We start from the raw sequence: 18,615 nt of genomic DNA on the forward strand, positions 1-18,615 counted from the left end.
TCATGCCGCCCCTTGTGTGGCGCGGGGCGCGGGGTGGAGGCAAGGCCCGTGGACGGAGGCGTGGAGGGAAGAAAGTCAGAAGGGGAAGAAGGAGCGCCGCCCCGCGCGCTCGCCGCGCACCACCAGCCGGGCGCGGTCGGCCGCGAACTGCCGGCGCGCCTGCAGGCCGGGCAGGGCGATGCCATGCTCCCGGCACCAGCCGAAGAACTCTGTCGGCCGCATGGCGATGCGGATGACGCGGTAGCCCTGGCCCTCGGCGCGACGGACGTCCCGGTGCGCGCCCTCGCGCCAGTCCTCGTAGCTGTCGCTCATATCCGGCATGGCCTCGCGGAACTGCTCGAAGGTCGCCGCGTCATACCAGGCAAAGCCCATCACAGGCTTCTCGCTCATCCACCGCTCCCACCATCCGTGCCGCGGGTGGCAGGATGGGACAGGCGGGTTAAGGAACCGCTAGCCCATGTCCCGATTCGCGCGGCAGGCGGGCAAGGGCCCAGCGCGCCGCGTCGGCGACCACCGGCGCCGGATCGCCGCACAGCGCGCCGGCCACGGGCCGCAGCGATGCCTCTCCGGAATTGCCGATGGCGATCAGCACGTTGCGGACGAAGCGGTCGCGCCCGATGCGCTTGATCGGCGAGCCGCTGAAGAGCGCGCGGAAGCCGGTGTCGTCCAGGGCCGCGAGTTCCGCCAGGCGCGGCGCCGTCAGGTCCGCGCGCGGCATCAGCCCCGGCTCGCGCGCCCCCCGGGCGAACTTGTTCCAGGGACAGACCGCCAGGCAATCGTCGCAGCCATAGATGCGGTTGCCCATCGCCGCGCGGAACTCCTCCGGGATCGGCCCCTTGTGCTCGATCGTCAGGTAGGAGATGCAGCGCCGCGCATCGAGCCGGTAGGGGCCGAGGAAGGCGTCGGTGGGACAGGCGGCGAGGCAGCGCGTGCAGCGGCCGCAATGATCCACCTCGGCGCCGGAGGGCGCCAGGTCGAGGGTGGTGTAGATCTCGCCCAGGAACAGCCAGGAGCCGAATTCGCGGCTGACCAGGTTGCTGTGCTTGCCCTGCCATCCGAGCCCGGCCTGCTGCGCCAGCGGCTTCTCGGCGACCGGCGCGGTGTCCACGAACACCTTGAGCGTGCTGTCGCGCCAGCGCTCGACCATCCAGCGCGCCAGCGCCTTCAGCCGCTTCTTGACGATGTCGTGGTAGTCGCGGTTGCGCGCATAGACGCTGATCGCCGCGCGGTCGCGCTGCTCCAGGATGCCGAGCGGATCCTCCTCCGGCCCGTAGTTCAGGCCGAGGGCGATGACGGAGACCGCCTCGGGCCAGAGCGCCTGCGGATGGGCGCGCTGCTCGGCGCGCTCGGCCAGCCAGCCCATCTCGCCCTGCAGGCCGGCGGCGAGGAAGTCGTTCAGGCGCTGCCGCACCTCGGGGCCGAGATGGGCCGGGGCGAAGCCCACGGCGTCGAAGCCGAGGCGCAACGCCTGGTCGCGGATCTCCGCCGCGCGGCCCTCCGGCGTCGTGGCGACGGAGGGCGCCCTACCCCCGGCCACGATAGCCGGGCACGTCCTGCGGCGGGATCCAGACCCCGCCGGGCGCCTCGCCCGTCTGCCAGAAGACGTCGATCGGGATGCCGCCGCGCGGATACCAGTAGCCGCCGATGCGCAGCCAGGCCGGCTCCAGCACCTCGGCGAGCTTCAGGCCGATGCCCACCGTGCAGGCCTCGTGGAAGGCGCCGTGGTTGCGGAAGCTGGTGAGGTAGAGCTTCAGGCTCTTGCTCTCCACCAGCCAGGCGCCGGGGATGTAGTCGATGACGAGGTGGGCGAAGTCCGGCTGGCCGGTGATCGGGCAGAGCGAGGTGAATTCCGGCGCGGTGAAGCGCACGCAATAGGCGGTGCCGGGATGCGGGTTGGGCACGCGCTCCAGCACCGCCTCCTCGGGCGATGACGGCTGCCGCGTCGCCTGCCCCAGCATGGTCAGGCCGGACACGTCGTGAGAGGTCGTCATGCGGCGGTCTCCTCGCTGCTGCGGCGCCAGCCGGCCTCGATGGCCGCGGCCTCGCCCTCGAAGCGGCCGGCCAGGATGGCCTCGCGCAGCCGCTGCATCAGCCGCTGATAGTAGCGGATATTGTGCCAGGTGAGCAGGATCGGTCCCAGCATCTCCCCGGCCTTGAACAGGTGCTGGAGATAGCCGCGTGAATGCCGCGCGCAGGCCGGGCAGTCGCACTCGGCGTCGAGCGGGGCGAGGTCGTCGGCATGGCGGGCATTGCGCATGTTGAGCACGCCGGCGCTGGTATAGGCGCGGCCGGTGCGGCCCGAGCGGGTCGGGATGACGCAGTCGAACATGTCCACCCCGCGCCGCACCGCGCCGATGATGTCGGAGGGCGTGCCGACGCCCATCAGGTAGCGCGGATGCGTCTCCGGCAGCATGCCGGCGCAGAAATCCAGCGTGCGGAACATCGCCTCCTGGCCCTCGCCGACCGCGAGCCCGCCGATCGCATAGCCCTCGAAGCCGATGCCGGTCAGCGCCCGGCTGCTCTCGGCCCGCAGATCCTCGAAGATGCTACCCTGCTGGATGCCGAACAGGCCGTAGCCTGGGCGCGGCGTGAAGGCGGCGCGGGAGCGCGCGGCCCAGTCCATCGACAGCCGCATCGACTGCGCGGCGACCTCGTGCGTGGCCGGGAAGGGGGTGCATTCGTCGAAGCACATGGTGATGTCGGCATCGAGCAGATGCTGGATCTCGATGCTGCGCTCCGGCGTCACCCGGAAGCGCTCGCCATTGATGTGGCTCTGGAAGGTGACGCCGTCGCGGTCGAGCTTGCGCAACTGCGACAGCGACATGACCTGGAAGCCGCCGGAATCGGTCAGGATCGGCCCGTCCCAGTCCATCATCCGGTGCAGGCCGCCCAGCCGCGCGACGCGCTCCGCCCCCGGCCGCAGCATCAGGTGATAGGTGTTGCCGAGCACGATCCGCGCGCCCGTGGCGCGCACGGCATCGGCCGTCATGCCCTTCACCGTGCCGGCGGTGCCGACCGGCATGAAGACGGGGGTCGGCACCTCGCCATGGGCGGTGTGCAGCGTGCCGGCACGCGCCTTGCCGTCCTGGCACTGGCAGCTCCAGCGGAGTGTCATGGGGCGGCATCCTCCCGGAACAGCAGGCTGGCGTCGCCATAGGAGTAGAAGCGGTAGCGCTCAGCGATGGCATGGGCATAGGCGTCGCGCATCCGCGCCTGGCCCGCGAAGGCCGAGACCAGCATGAACAGGCTCGATCTCGGCAGGTGGAAGTTGGTCAGCAGCAGGTCGGCCGAGCGGAAGACATGGCCCGGCAGCAGGAAGATGTCGGTCAGGCCCTGGAAGGGATGGACGATGCCCTCGCGGTCCACCGCGCTCTCCAGCAGCCGCAGCGCCGTGGTGCCGATGGCGACGATGCGCCCGCCCCGCGCGCGGGCCTCGTTGATCGCCGCCGCCGCCCCGGGCGGGATCTGTCCCCATTCGGCGTGCAGCCGGTGCTCGCGCGGGTTCCCGGCGCGGATCGGCAGGAAGGTGCCGGCGCCGACATGCAGCGTCAGCGCCGCCTGGCCGACGCCGCGCGCCGCCAGGGCTTCCAGCAGGGCCGGGGTGAAGTGCAGGCTGGCGGTGGGCGCGGCGACGGCGCCGGGCCGCTCGGCGAAGATCGGCTGGTAGTCCTCCCGATCCTCCGGCCGTGGCCCGTCCGGCCGGGCGATATAGGGCGGCAGCGGGATCTCGCCGGCCCTCTCCAGCGCGGCGGCGAGCAGCCCCTGGTCCGGCCCGAAATCGATCAGCACCGCGCCGCCCTCCTGGCGCTCGACCACACGCGGCGCCAGCTCCGGCGCGCCCTCGATGGCGAGGATGTCGCCCGGGCGCAGCTTCTTCGCGTTGCGCACCAGGGCGTGCCAGAGGCCCCCGGCCTCGGCCCGGTTCAGCATGATCTCGAGCCGCGCCTCGCCGCGCCGGGCGCGCAGCCTGGCCGGAATGACACGCGTGTCGTTCACCACCAGCAGGTCGCCGGGGCGCAGCCAGCCGGGCAGGTCGCGCACGCTCCCGTCGCGCAGCCCGTCGGGTGCGGCCACCAGCAGGCGGGCGGCATCGCGCGGGCGGGCGGGGGATTGGGCGATCAGCGCCTCGGGCAGGGCGAAATCGAAATCCTCGGCCCGGAGGGGGGGCAGGGCAGGGTCTGGGGTCATGGCGCTTGCGCGGCGGGCGGTAGCGGAGGGGGGAGGGGAAGGCAAGCGCGGCCTCGACATTTCCACCCCCCGGCCTGCTTCGCCGAGGGTTGCCGGGCCGCCCGGCCAAGGGCAGGCTTGCGCCCAACATGCGAGAGGGAAACGATCCATGAGCCTCAAGGGCGCGGACTGGCTGGCGCGCAGCATCGCGCGATCGGGCCAGAGCCATGTCTTCTTCATCGACGCGGTGTTGCGGCCGACGCTGATGGCGCTGCTGGCCGAGGGCGTGCAGCCGGTGCTGGCGCACTCCGAGAAGGGCGCGGCCTATATGGCCGACGGCTATGCCCGCGTCTCCGGCCGGCCCGGCATCGTCGCCGCCCAGTCGGTCGGCGCGGCGAACCTCGCGGCCGCCCTGCAGGACGCCTATCTCGGCCGCGCGCCGATGATCGCGCTGACCGGCCGAAAGCCCCCCTCCGCCCAGCACCGCAACGCCTATCAGGAGGTGGCGCACGCGCCGCTCTTCGCCCCCGTGACCAAGTGGGCGGCGGCGGTCGAGGAGGCGGCGGACCTGTCGCGCCTGTTCCGCCAGGCCTGGGCGGCGGCCACCAGCGCCCCGCCGCGCCCCGTGCATCTCGACCTGAACGGGCTGATGGGCGAGTTCGTCGAGCAGAGCGTGACCCCGGCCGAGCCCGCGGAGCTGTCCGCCTGGACGGCGCCGCGCCACCGGCCGGTGGCGGATGCGGCGGAGGTGGAGCGCGCCGCCGCCCGGCTGCGGCAGGCCGGACGCGTCCTCCTCCTCGCCGGCGACGGCGCGGCGCTCTCGGGCTGCGGCGCGGAGATCCTGGCGCTGGCCGAGGCGCTCCGGGCCCCCATCGCCACCAGCCTCGGCGCGCGCGACCTGGTGCCCTCGCGCCATCCGCTGAATGTCGGCGTCGTCGGCAGCTATTCCGCTCCGCCGGCCAACCAGGTGGTGCACGCCGCGGAGCTCGTGCTGATGGTGGGCGCCGATGGCGGCGACCAGCTCACCCATGGCTGGCGCGTGCCGCGCCCCGGCACGCCGGTCATCCAGATCGACGCCGACGCGCTGGAGCTGGACCGGATGCCAGCCGAGATCTCGCTGCACGGTGATCCGCGCGGCACGCTGCGGGCGCTGCTGGAGGCGCTGGGCACCGCGCCGCGCGACGACGGCTTCGCCCGCGAGGCGGCGGCGCTGATGGAGGAGTGGCGCGGCGCCATGGCCGGACGCCTGGCCAGCGGCGAGGCGCCGATCGACCCCGCCCGGCTCTGCGCCGAAATCTCCGCCGCCCTGCCGGAGGATGGCATCCTGGTGGCCGACACCGGCTATTCCGGCATCTGGACCGGCACGCTGGTGGAGTTCAACGGGGCCGGGCAGCGCTATCTGCGCGCCGCCGGCTCGCTCGGCTGGGCCTTCCCGGCCGCGCTCGGCGCCAAATGCGCGGCCGGGGCGCGCAAGGTGGTCTGCTACAGCGGCGACGGCGCGCTCTACTACCACCTGCCGGAGCTGGAGACGGCGAAGCGGCGCGGCATCGCCGTGACGCTGGTGGTCAACAACAACCGCGGCTTCGGCCAGGGCTGGCCGAACCTGCTGCGCGCCACCGGCAACCGGCCGGAGGTGGCGAACACCCTGCTGCGCTTCGGCGAGCACACCGATTTCTGCGCCATCGCGCGCGGCTTCGGCCTGCACGCCATCCGCGTCGAGCACCCCGACCGGATCGGCCCGGCGCTCCGCGAGGCCATGGCGAGCGACGAGACGGTGGTGGTGGAGGTGATGACCGGCATCGAGCACCGCGCGCCCGAGCCCTGGACCCCAGATGCGTGAACCCGGAGGGTTGAGTTCCATGAAGATCGCGATCATCGGCGCCGGGCTGATGGGCCATGCCCTGGCCCTGGTCTTCGCCATCGGCGGCCACCGCGTCAGGCTGACCGACACCAATGCCGAGACCCTGGCTCGCGCGCCGGGCCTCATGGAGACGGCGCGGGCGACGCTGGAGGCGGCGGGCGAGGCGCAGGGCCTGACCGGGGCCGGGCTGCGCGAGCGGGTGACGACGCATGGCGCCCTGGCCGAGACGGTGGCCGATGCCGAGCTGGTCATCGAGGCCATCGTCGAGAAGCCGGAGCCGAAGCGGGCGCTCTATGCCGAGCTCGACGCGCTGATGCCGAAGGACGCGATCCTGGCCAGCAACACCTCCTATCTCGACGTCTTCCCGCTGATGCCGCCCGCCCGCCTGCCGCGCGCCATCATCATGCACTGGTATACGCCACCCTATCTGGTCGATCTCGTTGACCTGGTGGGCAGCGAGCAGTGCCCGCCGGCGCTGGTCGAGGAGGTGGCGGCGATGCTGCGCGCCATGGGCAAGGTGCCGCTCGTCATGCGCCGCTTCCTGCCGGGCTACATCGCCAACCGGCTGCAATCGGCGCTCAGCCTGGAATGCTACCGGCTGATGGACGAGGGCTACGCCACGCCGCAGGAGATCGACGAGGCGATCATCCATGGCCTGGCGCTGCGCCTGCTGCTGCTGGGGCAGATGGCGAAGGGCGACTTCACCGGCCTGCCGCTCTCGGCCCATGCGCTGGCCAACCGGATGTACCAGCCGCCGGAGCCGAAGGGGCATAGCGAGACGCTCGACCGGCTGCTGGCCGAGGGCCGCACCGGCGTCATGTCCGGGCACGGCTTCTATGACTGGGAAGGCTCGCCCGAGGCGCTGTTCGCCGAGCGCGACAACCGCCTCTTCTCCCTGAAGCGCGCCCTGCGCCAGACCGGCCCCATGGCGGGCCTCGCCGCCGACACGAAGAAAGGATGACCGAGCGCATGATCCGCTACGACCTCACCGGCCGCACCGCCCTCGTCACGGGCGGCGCCTCCGGCATCGGCCTCGCGACCGTGAAGCTGCTGGCCGGTGGCGGCGCCCGCGTCGCCATCAACCATCTGGCCGACGATGCGCGGGGCGCGGCGGTGGTGGCCGAGCTGAAGGCCGCCGGGCATGACGTGATCGCCGCGCCCGGCAATGTCGGCGACGCCACGGACGGGCCGCGCATGGTGGAGCAGGCGGTGGCCGACCTCGGGGGCCGGCTCGACTACCTGGTCAACAACGCCGGCACGCCGGGCACCACCAGCCTGATCCCGCCGACAGCGATCGACCGCATCACCGAGGAGCTGTGGCAGACCGTGCTGCAGGTCAACCTGCTCGGCGTCTTCCGCTGCGCCAAGGCGGCGGCCCCGGCCCTGAAGGCGGCGCGTGGCGCCATCGTCAATGTCGCCTCCATCGCCGGGCTCGACAGCCCCGGCAGCTCGATGGCCTATGGCGCCACCAAGGCGGGCGTCGTCAGCCTGACCAAGAACCTGGCGCGCGGCCTGGCGCCGGAGGTGCGGGTCAATGCCGTGGCGCCGGGCGCGGTCGACTCCTCCTGGATGGTGGAATGGACCGAGGAGCGCCGCGCCGCCTCGGCCAGCAAGGCGTTGCTGAAGCGTCGCTGCCAGCCGGAGGATCTGGCCGAGGTGATCGGCTTCCTGCTGGCCGGCGCCGCGATGGTGACGGGGCAGACCGTGGTGGTGGATGGCGGGCTGACGCTGGAATCGCGCTAGGCTGGGCGCGGCCGCGCGGAGGGCAGGCTCCGCGCGGCGTTCAGCCGATCTCGGCCACGCATTCGATCTCCAGCAGGAATTGCGGCACGGGCAGGGCCGTGACGACCGCGGTGGTGCGGGCCGGCCAGGGCGGGCCGCCGAGCCATTCGGCGTAGAGGCTGTTCATCAGCGGGATGTCCCGCTCCCGCGTCAGCAGGACGTTCACCTTCACGATGCGGTCGCGCGTGGTGCCGGCCTCCGCCAGGACCTTGTCCAGCGTGTTCAGCACCGCCCGCATCTGCAGGCCGAAATCCTCCGCCGCCACCTGGAAGTTCTCGTCATGCGGTCCGACACCCGAGACGAAGAGCAGATTGCCGGTGCGCACCGCCATGGACAGCGGCGGCATGCGGCCGGGCTCGGCGGGCGGATAGTGTCGGGGCATGGCGGATTCTCCTCGGTCGATGCCGGAGGGTGGCTTGCCGGCATGCGCCTTGCAAAGCAGGATCGGCGACGCATCAGCAACCGCGCCCATGTCACCTTTTCAGCCGGACCATGACGATGATCAAAGCCGATAGCCAGGCCTTCCTCCGCGACCTCCACGAGCTGCGCAAGATCGGCGCCTTCAGGACCGGCGTGCATCGTCCGACCTACTCGCCGCAGGACATGGAATCGCGCCGCTGGCTGATGCGGAAGATGGAGGAGGTCGGCCTTGAGGCCTCGATCGACGGCATCGGCAATGTCTTCGGACGCCACCGGGGCGAGGGGCCGCACCTGCTGGCCGGCAGCCATATCGAAAGCCAGAACGAGGCCGGCTGGCTGGACGGCGCGCTCGGCGTGGTCGGTGCGCTGGCCATGGCGCGCGCCGGCTTGCCCGTCGATGTCTGCGCCTTCGCCGATGAGGAGGGGCATTTCGAGGGCGGCTTCCTGGGCAGCCGCTCGATCATCGGCGAACTGTCCGAGGAGGAGATCGACCGCAGCCGCAACCGCACCGACGGCACCCCGCTGCGCGAGGCCCTGAAGGCCGCCGGCCTCGAGGGCCTGCCGCGGACACGGATCGATCCCGCCCGCTACAAGGGCTTCTTCGAGATGCATATCGAGCAGGGCACGCAGCTCGAGCAGGCGGGCCTGCAGATCGGCGTCGTCACCGGCATCGTCGCCATCTGGCAGTGGCGCCTGGTGATCGAGGGGCAGCAGGACCACGCGGGCGGCACCACCATGGCCGAGCGCCGCGATGCCGGGCTCACCGCCGTGCGCTTGCTGGCGGCCATCGACGCCGAGTTCCCGCGCTTCTGCGGCGAGCGCAGCACCTGGACCACCGGCCGCATCACCCTCGATCCCGGCGCGCCGAGCATCATTCCCGGCAAGGCCGACGTGCTGTTCCAGTTCCGCGACGTGTCGATGGACAGGCTGCGCGAGATGGAGGCGGGGCTGCGCCGTCTGGTGCAGGAGAGCAACCGCCGCGAGCGCTGCCGGACGGAGCTTGTCGCTGTCGCCCAGGCCACCCCGGCGCTCTGCGACCCGGCGACCATGCGCGCCCTGCGGGGCGCGGCCGAGGCGCTGGCGCCCGGGAAGTGGCAGGACATGCCGAGCGGCGCCGGGCATGACGCGCAGTACATCGCCAAGGTGATGCCGGCCTCGATGCTCTTCGTGCCCTCGATCGGCGGCATCAGCCACCACTGGGCCGAGAACACTTCGGACGAGGACCTGGCGATGGGCGTCTCGGTGCTGGTGGAAGGCGCGCGGCGCTACCTCGCCGGTTCCAACTGACGCGCCTCGGCACGGACGGGGCGTGTCACCAGCCGGGCCATGCCGCTGGCCAGCACCTCGGCCATGCACTGATAGCCGAGGTCGTTCATGTGGAAGCCGTCCTCCGAGAGCATCGGCACCGGCTGCGGCAAGGCCGCCCAGTAGCGCATGATGGCGTAGCGCCGCATCAGCGGCGCGCGCCTCTCCACCGCCACCCGGTCGACGCTCTGCACGAAGGTCATGTAGAGGTCCTGTTGCGGGATGTTCGGGAAGAACTGCGGGTCGATGATCAGCAGATCCCGGCCGCGCTCCTGCACGAAGCCGATCCCGTCCCGCATGACGCGGGAGAAGGCCTCGGCGGTGATGCCTTGCAGGGCATCGTTGGTGCCGAGCTGCCAGATCACGACATCCGGGGCCCAGCTGTCCACGGCGCTGCGCAGGCGGAGCAGGGTGGTCGAGGCGACCTCCCCGCCGATGCCGTCGTTGCGCACGGTGATGTCGGCGCCGGGCAGCAGCCGCTTCAGCGCCGTCTCCAGCCGCGGCGGATAGGCACGCTGCGGCGCGCTGGCGCCGATCCCGGCGGTGGAGGAGGAGCCGATGGCCAGGATGCGGACCGGCTGCTTCTCGCGCAGCAGCATCGACAGGCGCGGCAGGGTGAAGGCGAGGTCGCGCAACTCGTCCGGCACGGTGCAGGCCGTGGGCACGTTATCGGTGCGCACTTTCGGGAGGTCGGGCGGTTCCGGCGCGGGGGATAGGCGCGGCGGCGGCCCGGCGGGGCGCGTCTCGGTCGGCACCTGCGCGCGGGAGGCGGCCGGGACGGCCAGCAGGGCCAGACCCAGCAGCAGCGGTGGGAACGGGCGGCGCATCAGCCCGGCCGCATCCGTGCCGGCAGCGCGGCGGGGTTCGGCCCGCGCCGCTTCGCCTTGCTGAGCATCCAGGCCACGGCGGCCTGCACCACCACGCCGGCCCCCACATAGGCGAGGTCGAAGGCGATGCCGCCGAAGCCGGTCTGCCGCAGCGCCACCCCGGTGATGCTGACCACCAGCCCGGTGCAGAAGACCGGCAGGGAATGGCGGCCCATCAGCGCCAGCGGATGGTTGGAAGCCACCCGCCGCGCCCAGCCCTGCAGCGGCGAATGCGCGACGACGTAGCACAGCGCCAGGACGTGCAGCAGCCGGGGCAGGGTCTGAAACTGCTTCTCCGGCACCGTGAGGAAGTCGGGCAGCGGCGCGAGCCATCCGGGCTGCGGCAACCCCGTGCCGCGCATCGCCACCAGCCCCAGGACCACATAGGCGAGCGCCGCGTACCAGAGCAGGCGGTGATACGGGAAGGCGTGACCGAGCCGGCTGCGGCGCTCGCCCAGCGCGAAGCCCAGCACGAAAAGGAACTGCCAGCAGAGCGGGTTGAAGAACCAGCCGCCGGGCAGCGGGTCCGAGGGCAGGTTGGTGGCGGTGAGCCCGGCCGCGACATAGAGCGCGGCGGACAGGCCGACGGCGGTGGACAGGCTGCGTGCCGCCACCGCCAGCAGCAACGGCAGGATGCCCACCAGGACGAAGTAGAGCGGCAGGATGTTCAGGAAGCCGGGCTGATAGCGCAGGGTGACGGCCGCGACCAGGGCCGTCGCCGGGTCCAGGATCAGCGGCTCGAGCGCGATCACCGTGAACAATCCGGCGTCACCGGTGCGGATGACCCCGAGGGAGAACACGGCAGCGCCCAGCACCACCAGCGCCAAGTGGGTGATGTAGAGTTTCACCGACCGGCTCATCAGCGCCATCGACACACCGAGGCGGTCGCCATCCGCGTACCTGCGGAAATACGCCGCGGCGGCGGCATAGCCGGCGAAGAGCACGAACAGGTCGGCGGCGTCCGAGAAGCCGAAGTTCTTGTGCGTGAACTGCTCGAGGACATTGCCGGAGACATGGTTGACGAAGATCGTGACGAGGGCGAGGCCGCGCCAGACATCGACGGCGGTGTCGCGCCTGCCGCCGCCTCCCGCCCCCTCGCTCTCGAATGGCGCCATGCCTGATCCTCGTGCCCTTCCGCCGGAAACGCCGCCGGGTCGGGTCGCCCTCTGGGATGGTCCCATGGGGCCGCCCGCGGGCCGGTTGCCTGCGCCTGTTCCTTCAACGCCGCAACCGGCGGTGGGTTATCGTGACGAAAGATTGCCGGACGTTCAGGAACGGGCCAGCAGGGCGGCCGCCTCATCCGGCGGCAGCAGGTCCACGCCGACCTCCAGGCTGTGCCGCCCGCCGCCCAGGATGATGCCGCGGAGCGGCGAGATGTCGCTGAAGTCCCGGCCCCATCCGAGCACGACATGCTCGTCCCGCACGATCAGGTCGTTCGTCGGGTCAAGGTCCACCCAGCCCAGGCCCGGCCCCATCCAGGCGCCGACCCAGGCATGCGACTGGTCCGATCCCAGCCGGCGTTGCTGACCGGGGGGCGTGAAGGTGCGGATATAGCCCGAGACGTAGCGCGCCGGCAGGCCGAGGCCGCGCAGGCCGCAGATCATCAGATGCGTGAAGTCCTGGCAGACGCCTGCGCGTTGCGCCAGGATCTGCGTCACCGTCGTCGAGATGCCGGTCACGCCGGCGCGGAAGCTGAACTCGCGGCGGATGCGGGCCTTCAGCTCCAGCAGCCCCTCCAGCACCGGCCGGCCGGGCGGGAAGGAGGGGGCGACATAGTCCCGCGCCCCCACATGCTCCGGCAGCATGGGCGACGGATAGGTGAACTCCGCCGCCTCGGCATCGCCGGCCGCCGCCTCGACGACCGCTTCCCAGGCGGGAGTATCGGCCACCGCGGGCGCGGGCGGGAACTCCACCGCCACCTCGGATTCGGCCACCACCTCGAAGCGGGTATGCGGCCGGTCCAGGAACAGCCAGGTGACGCGGTTGCCGAAATGGTCCGTGGCGGTGGAGATCCGCGTCGGCTCCGGCGTGCAGGCCAGGCTGTCCCAGAGGACGCGCTGGTGCGGCAGCGGGCGCGGCGAGAGATGCAGCTGCTGCGTCGCCAGATCCACCGGCTCGGTATAGCGGTAGAGGGTGGAGTGCCGGACGCGCCAGTTCATGCGGTGCCCCAGAACTGCATGACCGGCTCGGGCTCGGCCATCTCGGGCCCCAGCGTCTGGGCGGGAGGCAGCAGGGCGAAGTAGCGGCGGTAGATGGTGTCGGAGAGGCCGGCGATCTCGCCCTCCATGGCGGCGAGCCGGGGCGCCAGGGCGACGGCCGCGCCGGCGCCGTCGCGCGCCGCCAGGATGGCGGGCGGCATGGCCTCGGTCTCGGCCATCAGGGCGCGCACCTGGGGCAGCAGGCTGTCCTCCGGCTCGCCGCCCAGATCCTGCACGAGATGCAGCATGGCCTGGAGCTGGAAGGCCAGGCCGCGCGGATTGCCCGGATCGGCCAGCACCAGGTCGAGCGCCGGGGCAGCCTGCAGCACGCCCATGTAGCGGTTGCGGTAGGTGATGACGGAATCGCAGAGCTCGAGCGCCAGCCGCAGGCCGGTCTCGGCCCGCGCGGCCGGCTGGTCGAGCGCGATGCCGAGCTGCAGGACGATGCCGCGGGCCCGCTCGATGCGGCGGCCGAGGTCGAGGAAGGCATAGCCGCCGGCCCGCACCATGTTCTCGGCGGCGACCCCGGCAACGCCGGCGGAATAGCGCACCGCGCCGCCCAGCGCCTCCTCCAGCCCCTGCAGCCCGCGATGCTGCGCCGCCGCCTGGACCTGGACGGCGCGCAGCGGCAGGGTGAAGAGGCTGTGCATGTCCCCCGTCATGCGGTCGCGCACCGCCTCGACCAGCCGGCTGATCTCCTCGAACAGGTTGCCCAGCGCGCCGCCCTTCTGCAGGGCGCGCCACAGGGCCGGCTGCAGCGCGGCGGGGGCGGCGCCGTTGGGCATGTCCTCGGGCCGGACGAGGCGGGCATGGCGCAGCATGGCGGCGAGGGCGGACAGCTCGGCCATCTCGCGCGGCAGCAGGGGGCCGCGATCCAGCCGCGCCAGGGCGGCGCGCATCAGCCGTGCGCCGCTCTCCATCCGCTCGACATAGCGGCCGAGCCAGAACAGGTTGTCGGCCACCCGGCTGGGCAGGTCGCCGGTGGCGCGGCGGATCGCCAGCGGCGGGTGCGGCAGGGCGGAGGGGCCGAGGATCTGCGCCCCCTCCTCGCTGAGCACCCAGACATCCTTGGCCAGGCCACGCACCGGCAGCGGCGCGGAAAGGCTCTCGCCCGGCGCCATCACCCGGGCCAGCCCGCCCGGCATGACCTGCCACTCCTGCCCGTCCTGGATCAGGTAGAGGCGCAACATGACGGGCTGCGGCACCAGCCGCCCCTCCTCGGCCACCGGAGCCTGGGAGGGCTGCACGTCGCGCGAGGCGGCGAAGTCCCGCGGCTGGCGGGCGATCCGCTCGAGCAGGGCCTCGCGCGCGGCGGGCTCCATCCGGTCGGGGTTGCGGCCGGGCCGGGTGGCGTCATGCGCCGAGCGGATCACCCATTCGCCCGGCTCGCGCAGCACCATCGCCCGGGCCTCGCCGTCGATCAGCCAGTGGGTCTCGACCGAGGGCAGCAGCAGCGGTTCGCCGAGCAGCCGCCGGCAGAGGGCGGGCATCAGCGCGGCCAGCGCGGGCGCCTCGGCCAGGCCGCAGCCGGGGGCGTTGAAGACACGCACGGCGCCATGCCGCATGGCGTCCATCAGCCCGGGAACGCCCGGCGCGTGGCCGCCGAATTCCAGCGGATCGAGGTCGCGGCCATCCATGCGGCGCAGCAGGACATCGACCGGCTGCAGGCCCTTCAGGGTCTTGAGGCAGACGCTGCCGCCTCGCAGGGCGAGGTCGCCCGGCTCGGCCAGGGCGCAGGACAGCTCGCGCGCCAGCAGCACATGCTCGAACCACAGCGGATGCCGGACCCCGGGGGTCAGCAGGGCGATATTGGCGTTCTCCCGCCCCGACGGGGCCAGGCGTTGCAGCGCGTCCTGCCAGCGGTCGAAGAAGGGCTGCAACGGCTGCACCTGCTGGGCGCGGAAGAGCTGCGGCAGCACCCGGCCCAGCATGCGCCGGTTCTCCTGCGCGTGGCCGAGGCCGGCGGCCCGGCTGGTGCGGTCCGCCACCACCTGCCAGCCGCCCGCGCCGTCGCGCACCAGGTCGGCGGCATAGGATTGCAGCAGGGGCAGCCGCGGCGGATGCGTGGCGCTGCGGCAGGGGCGCAGGAAATTGGCGTTGGCGAAGACCAGGCCCGGCGGCACCAGGCCCTCGGCCAGCAGATGCTGCGGCCCGTAGAGATCGGCCAGTACCAGTTCCAGCAGGCGGGCCCGCTGGGTCAGGCCGGCGGCCAGCCGGTCGAACTCGGCGGCGGGCAACGGCAGCGGCACCGGATCGCACCGCCAGGACCGGGCGGGCGCCTCGCCGGAGATGCCCGGCAGCATCGAGGTGATGCCCTCATCCTCGGAGGCGCGGTCCAGCCGCCGCCTCGCCTCGATCAGGCCGTTTCCGGCCTGGTCCTGGGGCAGGTCGGCCAGGGCCGAGAGCACGCCGCGCCAGTGCGGGCGGACACGACCATGGCCATCGACCATCTCGTCCGGCGAGGGCGGCAGGGCATTCACCCTGCGGGCGCTATCACGCGAAACGCCGCAGGTCGAGCGTCCTGCGCAGCTCCGGCGAGTCGATCACCACCGGGGCCGGGCTGGTGCCGGGGCTGTGGCCGAAGGGGAAGAAGCGGGCGCGGCGCCGGGCCTCGGCCTCGTTGGCATTGACCGGGAAGCGCTCGTAGTTGCGCCCGCCCGGATGCGCCACATGGTGGGTGAAGCCGCCGAGGGAGCGGCCCGTCCAGCTGTCCCAGAGGTCGAAGATCAGCGGTGTCTGCGCGCCGATCGCCGGATGCAGCGCCGAGGGCGGCGCCCAGGCCTTGAAGCGCACCCCGGCGACGAACTCGCCCGCCCTGCCGGTGGGTGCCATGGGCAGGGCGCGGCCGTTCACCGCCAGCGTGAACCGCTCCGGGGCGAAGCCGGTGGCGCGCAACTGCAGGCGCTCCGTGCTGCTGTCCACGTAGCGCGCCGTGCCGGAGCCGGTGCTCTCCTCGCCCAGCACGTGCCAGGGCTCCAGGGCGTGCCGCAGCTCCAGCCCGACCCCATGCAGCGCGACCTCGCCGACCTGCGGGAAGCGGAAGGCGAAATGCGGGTCGAACCAGGCGGCCTCCAGGGGGGCGCCGAGGCCCCGCAACTCCTCGATGGCATCGGCGAAGTCCTGCCAGGCGTAGTGCGGCAGCATGAAGTCGTCGTGCAGCCGGGTGCCCCAGCGGACCAGCCGCCGCTCATAGGGGTGCTGCCAGAAGGCGGCCACGGCGGCGCGCATCAACAGCATCTGGGCGGCCGACATCTGCGGGGCGGGCGGCATCTCGAAGGCGCGGAACTCGACCAGGCCGCGCCGCCCCGCGCTCGAATCCGGTGAATACATCTTGTCGATGCAGAACTCGGTGCGGTGCGTGTTGCCGGTCATGTCGGCCAGGATGTTGCGGAACAGCCGGTCGGTCAGCCAGGGCGGCACCGGCTGGAAAGGCCTGATCTGCTGGAAGGCGATCTCGAGGTCGTTCAGCGAATCCTGCCGCGCCTCGTCGATGCGGGGATGCTGGCTGGTCGGACCGATGAACAGGCCGGAGAAGAGGAAGCTCAGGCTCGGATGGTTGTGCCAGAAGCCGAGCAGGGACTTCAGCAGGTCCGGCCGGCGCAGGAAGGGGCTCTCCGCCGCCGTCTCGCCGCCCATCACCACATGGTTGCCGCCGCCGGTGCCGACATGGCGGCCGTCCAGCATGAACTTCTCGGCCGCCAGCCCTTCCTCGCGCGCCAGAGCATAGAGCTGCTCGGTGCGGGCGACGTGTTCGGGCCAGCTTGTCGAGGGGTGGATGTTCACCTCGATCACGCCGGGATCGGGGGTGACCGAGAAGCTGTTGAGCCGCGGGTCGGAGGGCGGGCCATAGCCCTCCAGGATGACGCGGCGCCGCAGGGCGGCGGCGGTGTCCTCGATGGCGGCGCAGAGGTCGAGCCAGTCCTCCAGCGCGTAGAGCGGCGGGAAGAAGACATGCATCCGCCCCTCCCGCGCCTCGACTGCGAGCGCGGTGCGGACCAGGTCCGGTTCCGGCCGGCCGGCCAGCGGGCGGGCCTCCGGGTAGGGCGCGCGGACGCCGCCCGGCAGCGGGGTGGGGCGGCCCTGGCGCAGGCTGGCGGCGGAGGGCAGGGGGCCGGGCGGCGGGCCGCGCTCGAAGCCCATGCCGGTGTGGCTGACGCGGTCCGCCTCGGTGTCGTGCACCCCCTGGCCGTGCACCGGCACGCCGCCTGCCTCCGTGGCGCGCTGTCGGAAGGACTGCGCCGGCGGCAGGGCCTGGCGCGGCGCGAAGGGATCGACCTCGAACTGCGCCGGGATGCTGGCCGCATCGGCCCAGGGCAGGCTGTCGAGCGGCAGGCGGAAGCCGAGCGGACTGTCGCCGGGGATCAGGAAGATCGGGTCGTCCTCGCGGAAGAACCAGCGGCCTGTCTCCCAGGCCCGGCCGTCGGCGCGGCTGCGCAACGGCAGCACCGAGCCGACGCTGGCCGCCAACCCCTGGCCGAAGACGCGCGCCAGCCGGGCGCGCTCCAGCGGGTCCCGCAGCCTGGAATCCTCGGCGATGACATTCGCCGGGAGCCGGTTCTCCTTCCAGAGATGATAGTGGATATCCTCATGCGCCGGATGCACGTGGCGCGGATCGAGGCCGAGGCGCAGCGCCAGGGCGGCGGCGAACTCCGCCGCGTCGGCCGCCGTGGCGTCGTCCACATGGTCGTCATCGGCGAGCCAGGCGGGGTCGGTCCAGACCGGCTCGCCATCCTTGCGCCAGAAGGCGTTCAGCGCCCAGCGCGGCAGCTGCTCGCCGGGGTAGTGCTTGCCCATGGCGTATTGCACCACGCCGCCCGGCGCCCAGAGCGGCATCAGCCGGTCGAGCAGCCGCCCGGCCAGCCGGCGCTTGGTCGGGCCGAGGGCGGCGGTGTTCCACTCCTCCCCCTCCTGGTCGGAGGCGGAGACGAAGGTCGGCTCGCCCCCCATGGTGAGGCGGATGCCGCCCCGCTGCAGCTGCGCGTCCACCGTCTCGCCGGCCTGCAGGATCGCCTGCCAGGTCGCATCGGAATAGGGCTTGGTGACGCGCGGCGTCTCGCGCACCCGGGCCACCTCCATGGCGAAGTCGAAGCTGACCTCCGCCTTGGTCATCAGGCCGCTGATCGGCGCGGCGGATTGCGGCTCCGGCGTCGCGGCCAGCGGGATGTGGCCCTCGCCGGCCATCAGCCCCGAGGTGGCATCGAGCCCGACCCAGCCGGCGCCGGGCAGGTAGACCTCGGCCCAGGCGTGCAGGTCGGTGAAATCGGCGGCGGGGCCTTCCGGCCCCTCCAGCGGCTTCTGGTCGGCGACGAGCTGGATCAGGTAGCCGGAGACGAAGCGGGCCGCGAAGCCGAGGTTGCGCAGCAGCTGCACCAGGAGCCAGGCGCTGTCGCGGCAGGAGCCCTTGCCGTTGCCGAGCGTCTCCTCCGCCTCCCAGACGCCAGGCTCCATGCGGACGATGTAGGAGACGCGCTCGCCGATGCGCCGGTTCAGGTCCATCAGCAGGCCGACCGTGCCCTGCTCGCCGCGCGGCACCTCGTCGAGCAGGGCCCGCAGCAGCGGCCCCGGCGCCGGGACCCTGCGGAACGGCGCCAGCTCCTGCTCCAGCACCGGGTCGTAGCTGAAGGGCCAGGTCTCGGCCTCGGGCTCGAGGAAGAAGTCGAAGGGATTGATCGTGGCCATGTCGGCCACGAGGTCCACCGTCACGTCGAAATGCGTCACCGGCTCCGGGAAGACCACGCGGGCCAGGAAGTTGCCCTGCGGGTCCTGCTGCCAGTTCAGGAAATGCGGCTTCGGCGCGATCGTCAGCGCATAGGAGAGGATCGGCGTTCGGGCGTGCGGGGCGGGCCGCAGCCGGATGGTCTGCGGCCCGAGCGTGACCGGACGGTCATAGCGGTAGCTGGTGCGATGGGTCAGCGCGACGTGGATGGACATGCAGGCTCCCGGCAGGACTTCCTGCGATGCAGCATAGGCATGGCCTTGGCGGCGGTGGAACGGTTCCTGTTCCGGAATTCGCCCG

15 protein-coding genes are annotated in these 18,615 nt (G+C 72.5%); 4 read left to right on the forward strand and 11 right to left on the reverse strand.

Annotated elements, in window-relative coordinates; all coding sequences use genetic code 11:
* Positions 1 to 75: 75 nt before the first annotated feature.
* The 5 genes from D9598_RS01005 to queA are packed head-to-tail and all read right to left on the reverse strand — an operon-like array spanning position 76 to position 4,188.
* Positions 76 to 390 carry a hypothetical protein gene (locus D9598_RS01005; RefSeq protein WP_198364534.1) on the reverse strand — a complete coding sequence of 105 codons (315 nt, stop codon included), beginning with the start codon at positions 388 to 390 and terminating at the stop codon, positions 76 to 78.
* 49 nt (positions 391 to 439) lie between these two features.
* Entirely contained in the window at positions 440 to 1,540 is a 1,101-nt protein-coding gene (gene queG, locus D9598_RS01010; RefSeq protein ID WP_370591924.1) for a tRNA epoxyqueuosine(34) reductase QueG, read from the reverse strand.
* Positions 1,524 to 1,991 (reverse strand): preQ(1) synthase, encoded by a 468-nt coding sequence (gene queF / locus D9598_RS01015; protein WP_198364536.1) that lies wholly within the window; start codon positions 1,989 to 1,991, stop codon positions 1,524 to 1,526. The genes queG and queF overlap by 17 nt, the downstream gene beginning before the upstream one ends.
* On the reverse strand, positions 1,988 to 3,115 hold the full coding sequence (tgt, locus tag D9598_RS01020) for a tRNA guanosine(34) transglycosylase Tgt (protein WP_198364537.1): 1,128 nt from the start codon (positions 3,113 to 3,115) through the stop codon (positions 1,988 to 1,990). The genes queF and tgt overlap by 4 nt, the downstream gene beginning before the upstream one ends.
* Positions 3,112 to 4,188, reverse strand: coding sequence for a tRNA preQ1(34) S-adenosylmethionine ribosyltransferase-isomerase QueA (gene queA, locus D9598_RS01025; RefSeq protein WP_370591905.1), 1,077 nt, complete (start codon positions 4,186 to 4,188; stop codon positions 3,112 to 3,114). Before queA ends, tgt begins: the two co-directional genes overlap by 4 nt.
* A gap of 148 nt (positions 4,189 to 4,336) precedes the next feature.
* On the opposite strand from queA, the gene D9598_RS01030 reads away from it, so the two are divergent.
* Genes D9598_RS01030 through D9598_RS01040 form a run of 3 tightly spaced genes read left to right on the forward strand, consistent with a single transcriptional unit; the run spans position 4,337 to position 7,771 of the window.
* Positions 4,337 to 6,007 (forward strand): thiamine pyrophosphate-binding protein, encoded by a 1,671-nt coding sequence (locus D9598_RS01030; RefSeq protein ID WP_198364538.1) that lies wholly within the window; start codon positions 4,337 to 4,339, stop codon positions 6,005 to 6,007.
* Positions 6,008 to 6,026: 19 nt separating this feature from the next.
* On the forward strand, positions 6,027 to 6,989 hold the full coding sequence (locus D9598_RS01035) for a 3-hydroxyacyl-CoA dehydrogenase family protein (RefSeq protein ID WP_198364539.1): 963 nt from the start codon (positions 6,027 to 6,029) through the stop codon (positions 6,987 to 6,989).
* Positions 6,986 to 7,771 (forward strand): SDR family NAD(P)-dependent oxidoreductase, encoded by a 786-nt coding sequence (locus D9598_RS01040; RefSeq protein WP_232476790.1) that lies wholly within the window; start codon positions 6,986 to 6,988, stop codon positions 7,769 to 7,771. The genes D9598_RS01035 and D9598_RS01040 overlap by 4 nt, the downstream gene beginning before the upstream one ends.
* Positions 7,772 to 7,811: 40 nt before the next feature.
* On the opposite strand, the gene D9598_RS01045 is transcribed toward D9598_RS01040, so the two are convergent.
* Positions 7,812 to 8,192, reverse strand: a complete 381-nt coding sequence (locus D9598_RS01045; protein ID WP_198364540.1) for a RidA family protein — start codon at positions 8,190 to 8,192, stop codon at positions 7,812 to 7,814.
* A 116-nt stretch (positions 8,193 to 8,308) separates the two neighbouring features.
* Between D9598_RS01045 and D9598_RS01050 the strand changes: the two genes are divergently transcribed.
* The gene (locus D9598_RS01050; protein ID WP_198364541.1) at positions 8,309 to 9,517 is read left to right on the forward strand and encodes a Zn-dependent hydrolase; all 1,209 of its coding nucleotides are present in this window, start codon (positions 8,309 to 8,311) and stop codon (positions 9,515 to 9,517) included.
* Here D9598_RS01050 and D9598_RS01055 read toward each other — a convergent pair.
* From D9598_RS01055 to D9598_RS01075, 5 genes are all read right to left on the reverse strand, one after another.
* Positions 9,496 to 10,362, reverse strand: coding sequence for an SGNH/GDSL hydrolase family protein (locus D9598_RS01055; protein WP_198364542.1), 867 nt, complete (start codon positions 10,360 to 10,362; stop codon positions 9,496 to 9,498). The genes D9598_RS01050 and D9598_RS01055 overlap by 22 nt on opposite strands.
* Positions 10,362 to 11,516 carry an OpgC family protein gene (locus D9598_RS01060; RefSeq protein WP_198364543.1) on the reverse strand — a complete coding sequence of 385 codons (1,155 nt, stop codon included), beginning with the start codon at positions 11,514 to 11,516 and terminating at the stop codon, positions 10,362 to 10,364. Before D9598_RS01060 ends, D9598_RS01055 begins: the two co-directional genes overlap by 1 nt.
* A 153-nt stretch (positions 11,517 to 11,669) precedes the next feature.
* On the reverse strand, positions 11,670 to 12,560 hold the full coding sequence (locus tag D9598_RS01065) for a transglutaminase family protein (RefSeq protein WP_198364544.1): 891 nt from the start codon (positions 12,558 to 12,560) through the stop codon (positions 11,670 to 11,672).
* The gene (locus tag D9598_RS01070) at positions 12,557 to 15,079 is read right to left on the reverse strand and encodes a circularly permuted type 2 ATP-grasp protein (protein ID WP_198364545.1); all 2,523 of its coding nucleotides are present in this window, start codon (positions 15,077 to 15,079) and stop codon (positions 12,557 to 12,559) included. The genes D9598_RS01065 and D9598_RS01070 overlap by 4 nt, the downstream gene beginning before the upstream one ends.
* A 13-nt stretch (positions 15,080 to 15,092) precedes the next feature.
* Positions 15,093 to 18,530 (reverse strand): DUF2126 domain-containing protein, encoded by a 3,438-nt coding sequence (locus D9598_RS01075; protein WP_198364546.1) that lies wholly within the window; start codon positions 18,528 to 18,530, stop codon positions 15,093 to 15,095.
* Positions 18,531 to 18,615: the final 85 nt, after the last annotated feature.

Source organism: Roseomonas sp. KE0001 (assembly GCF_016107285.1).
Lineage (GTDB): Bacteria > Pseudomonadota > Alphaproteobacteria > Acetobacterales > Acetobacteraceae > Pseudoroseomonas.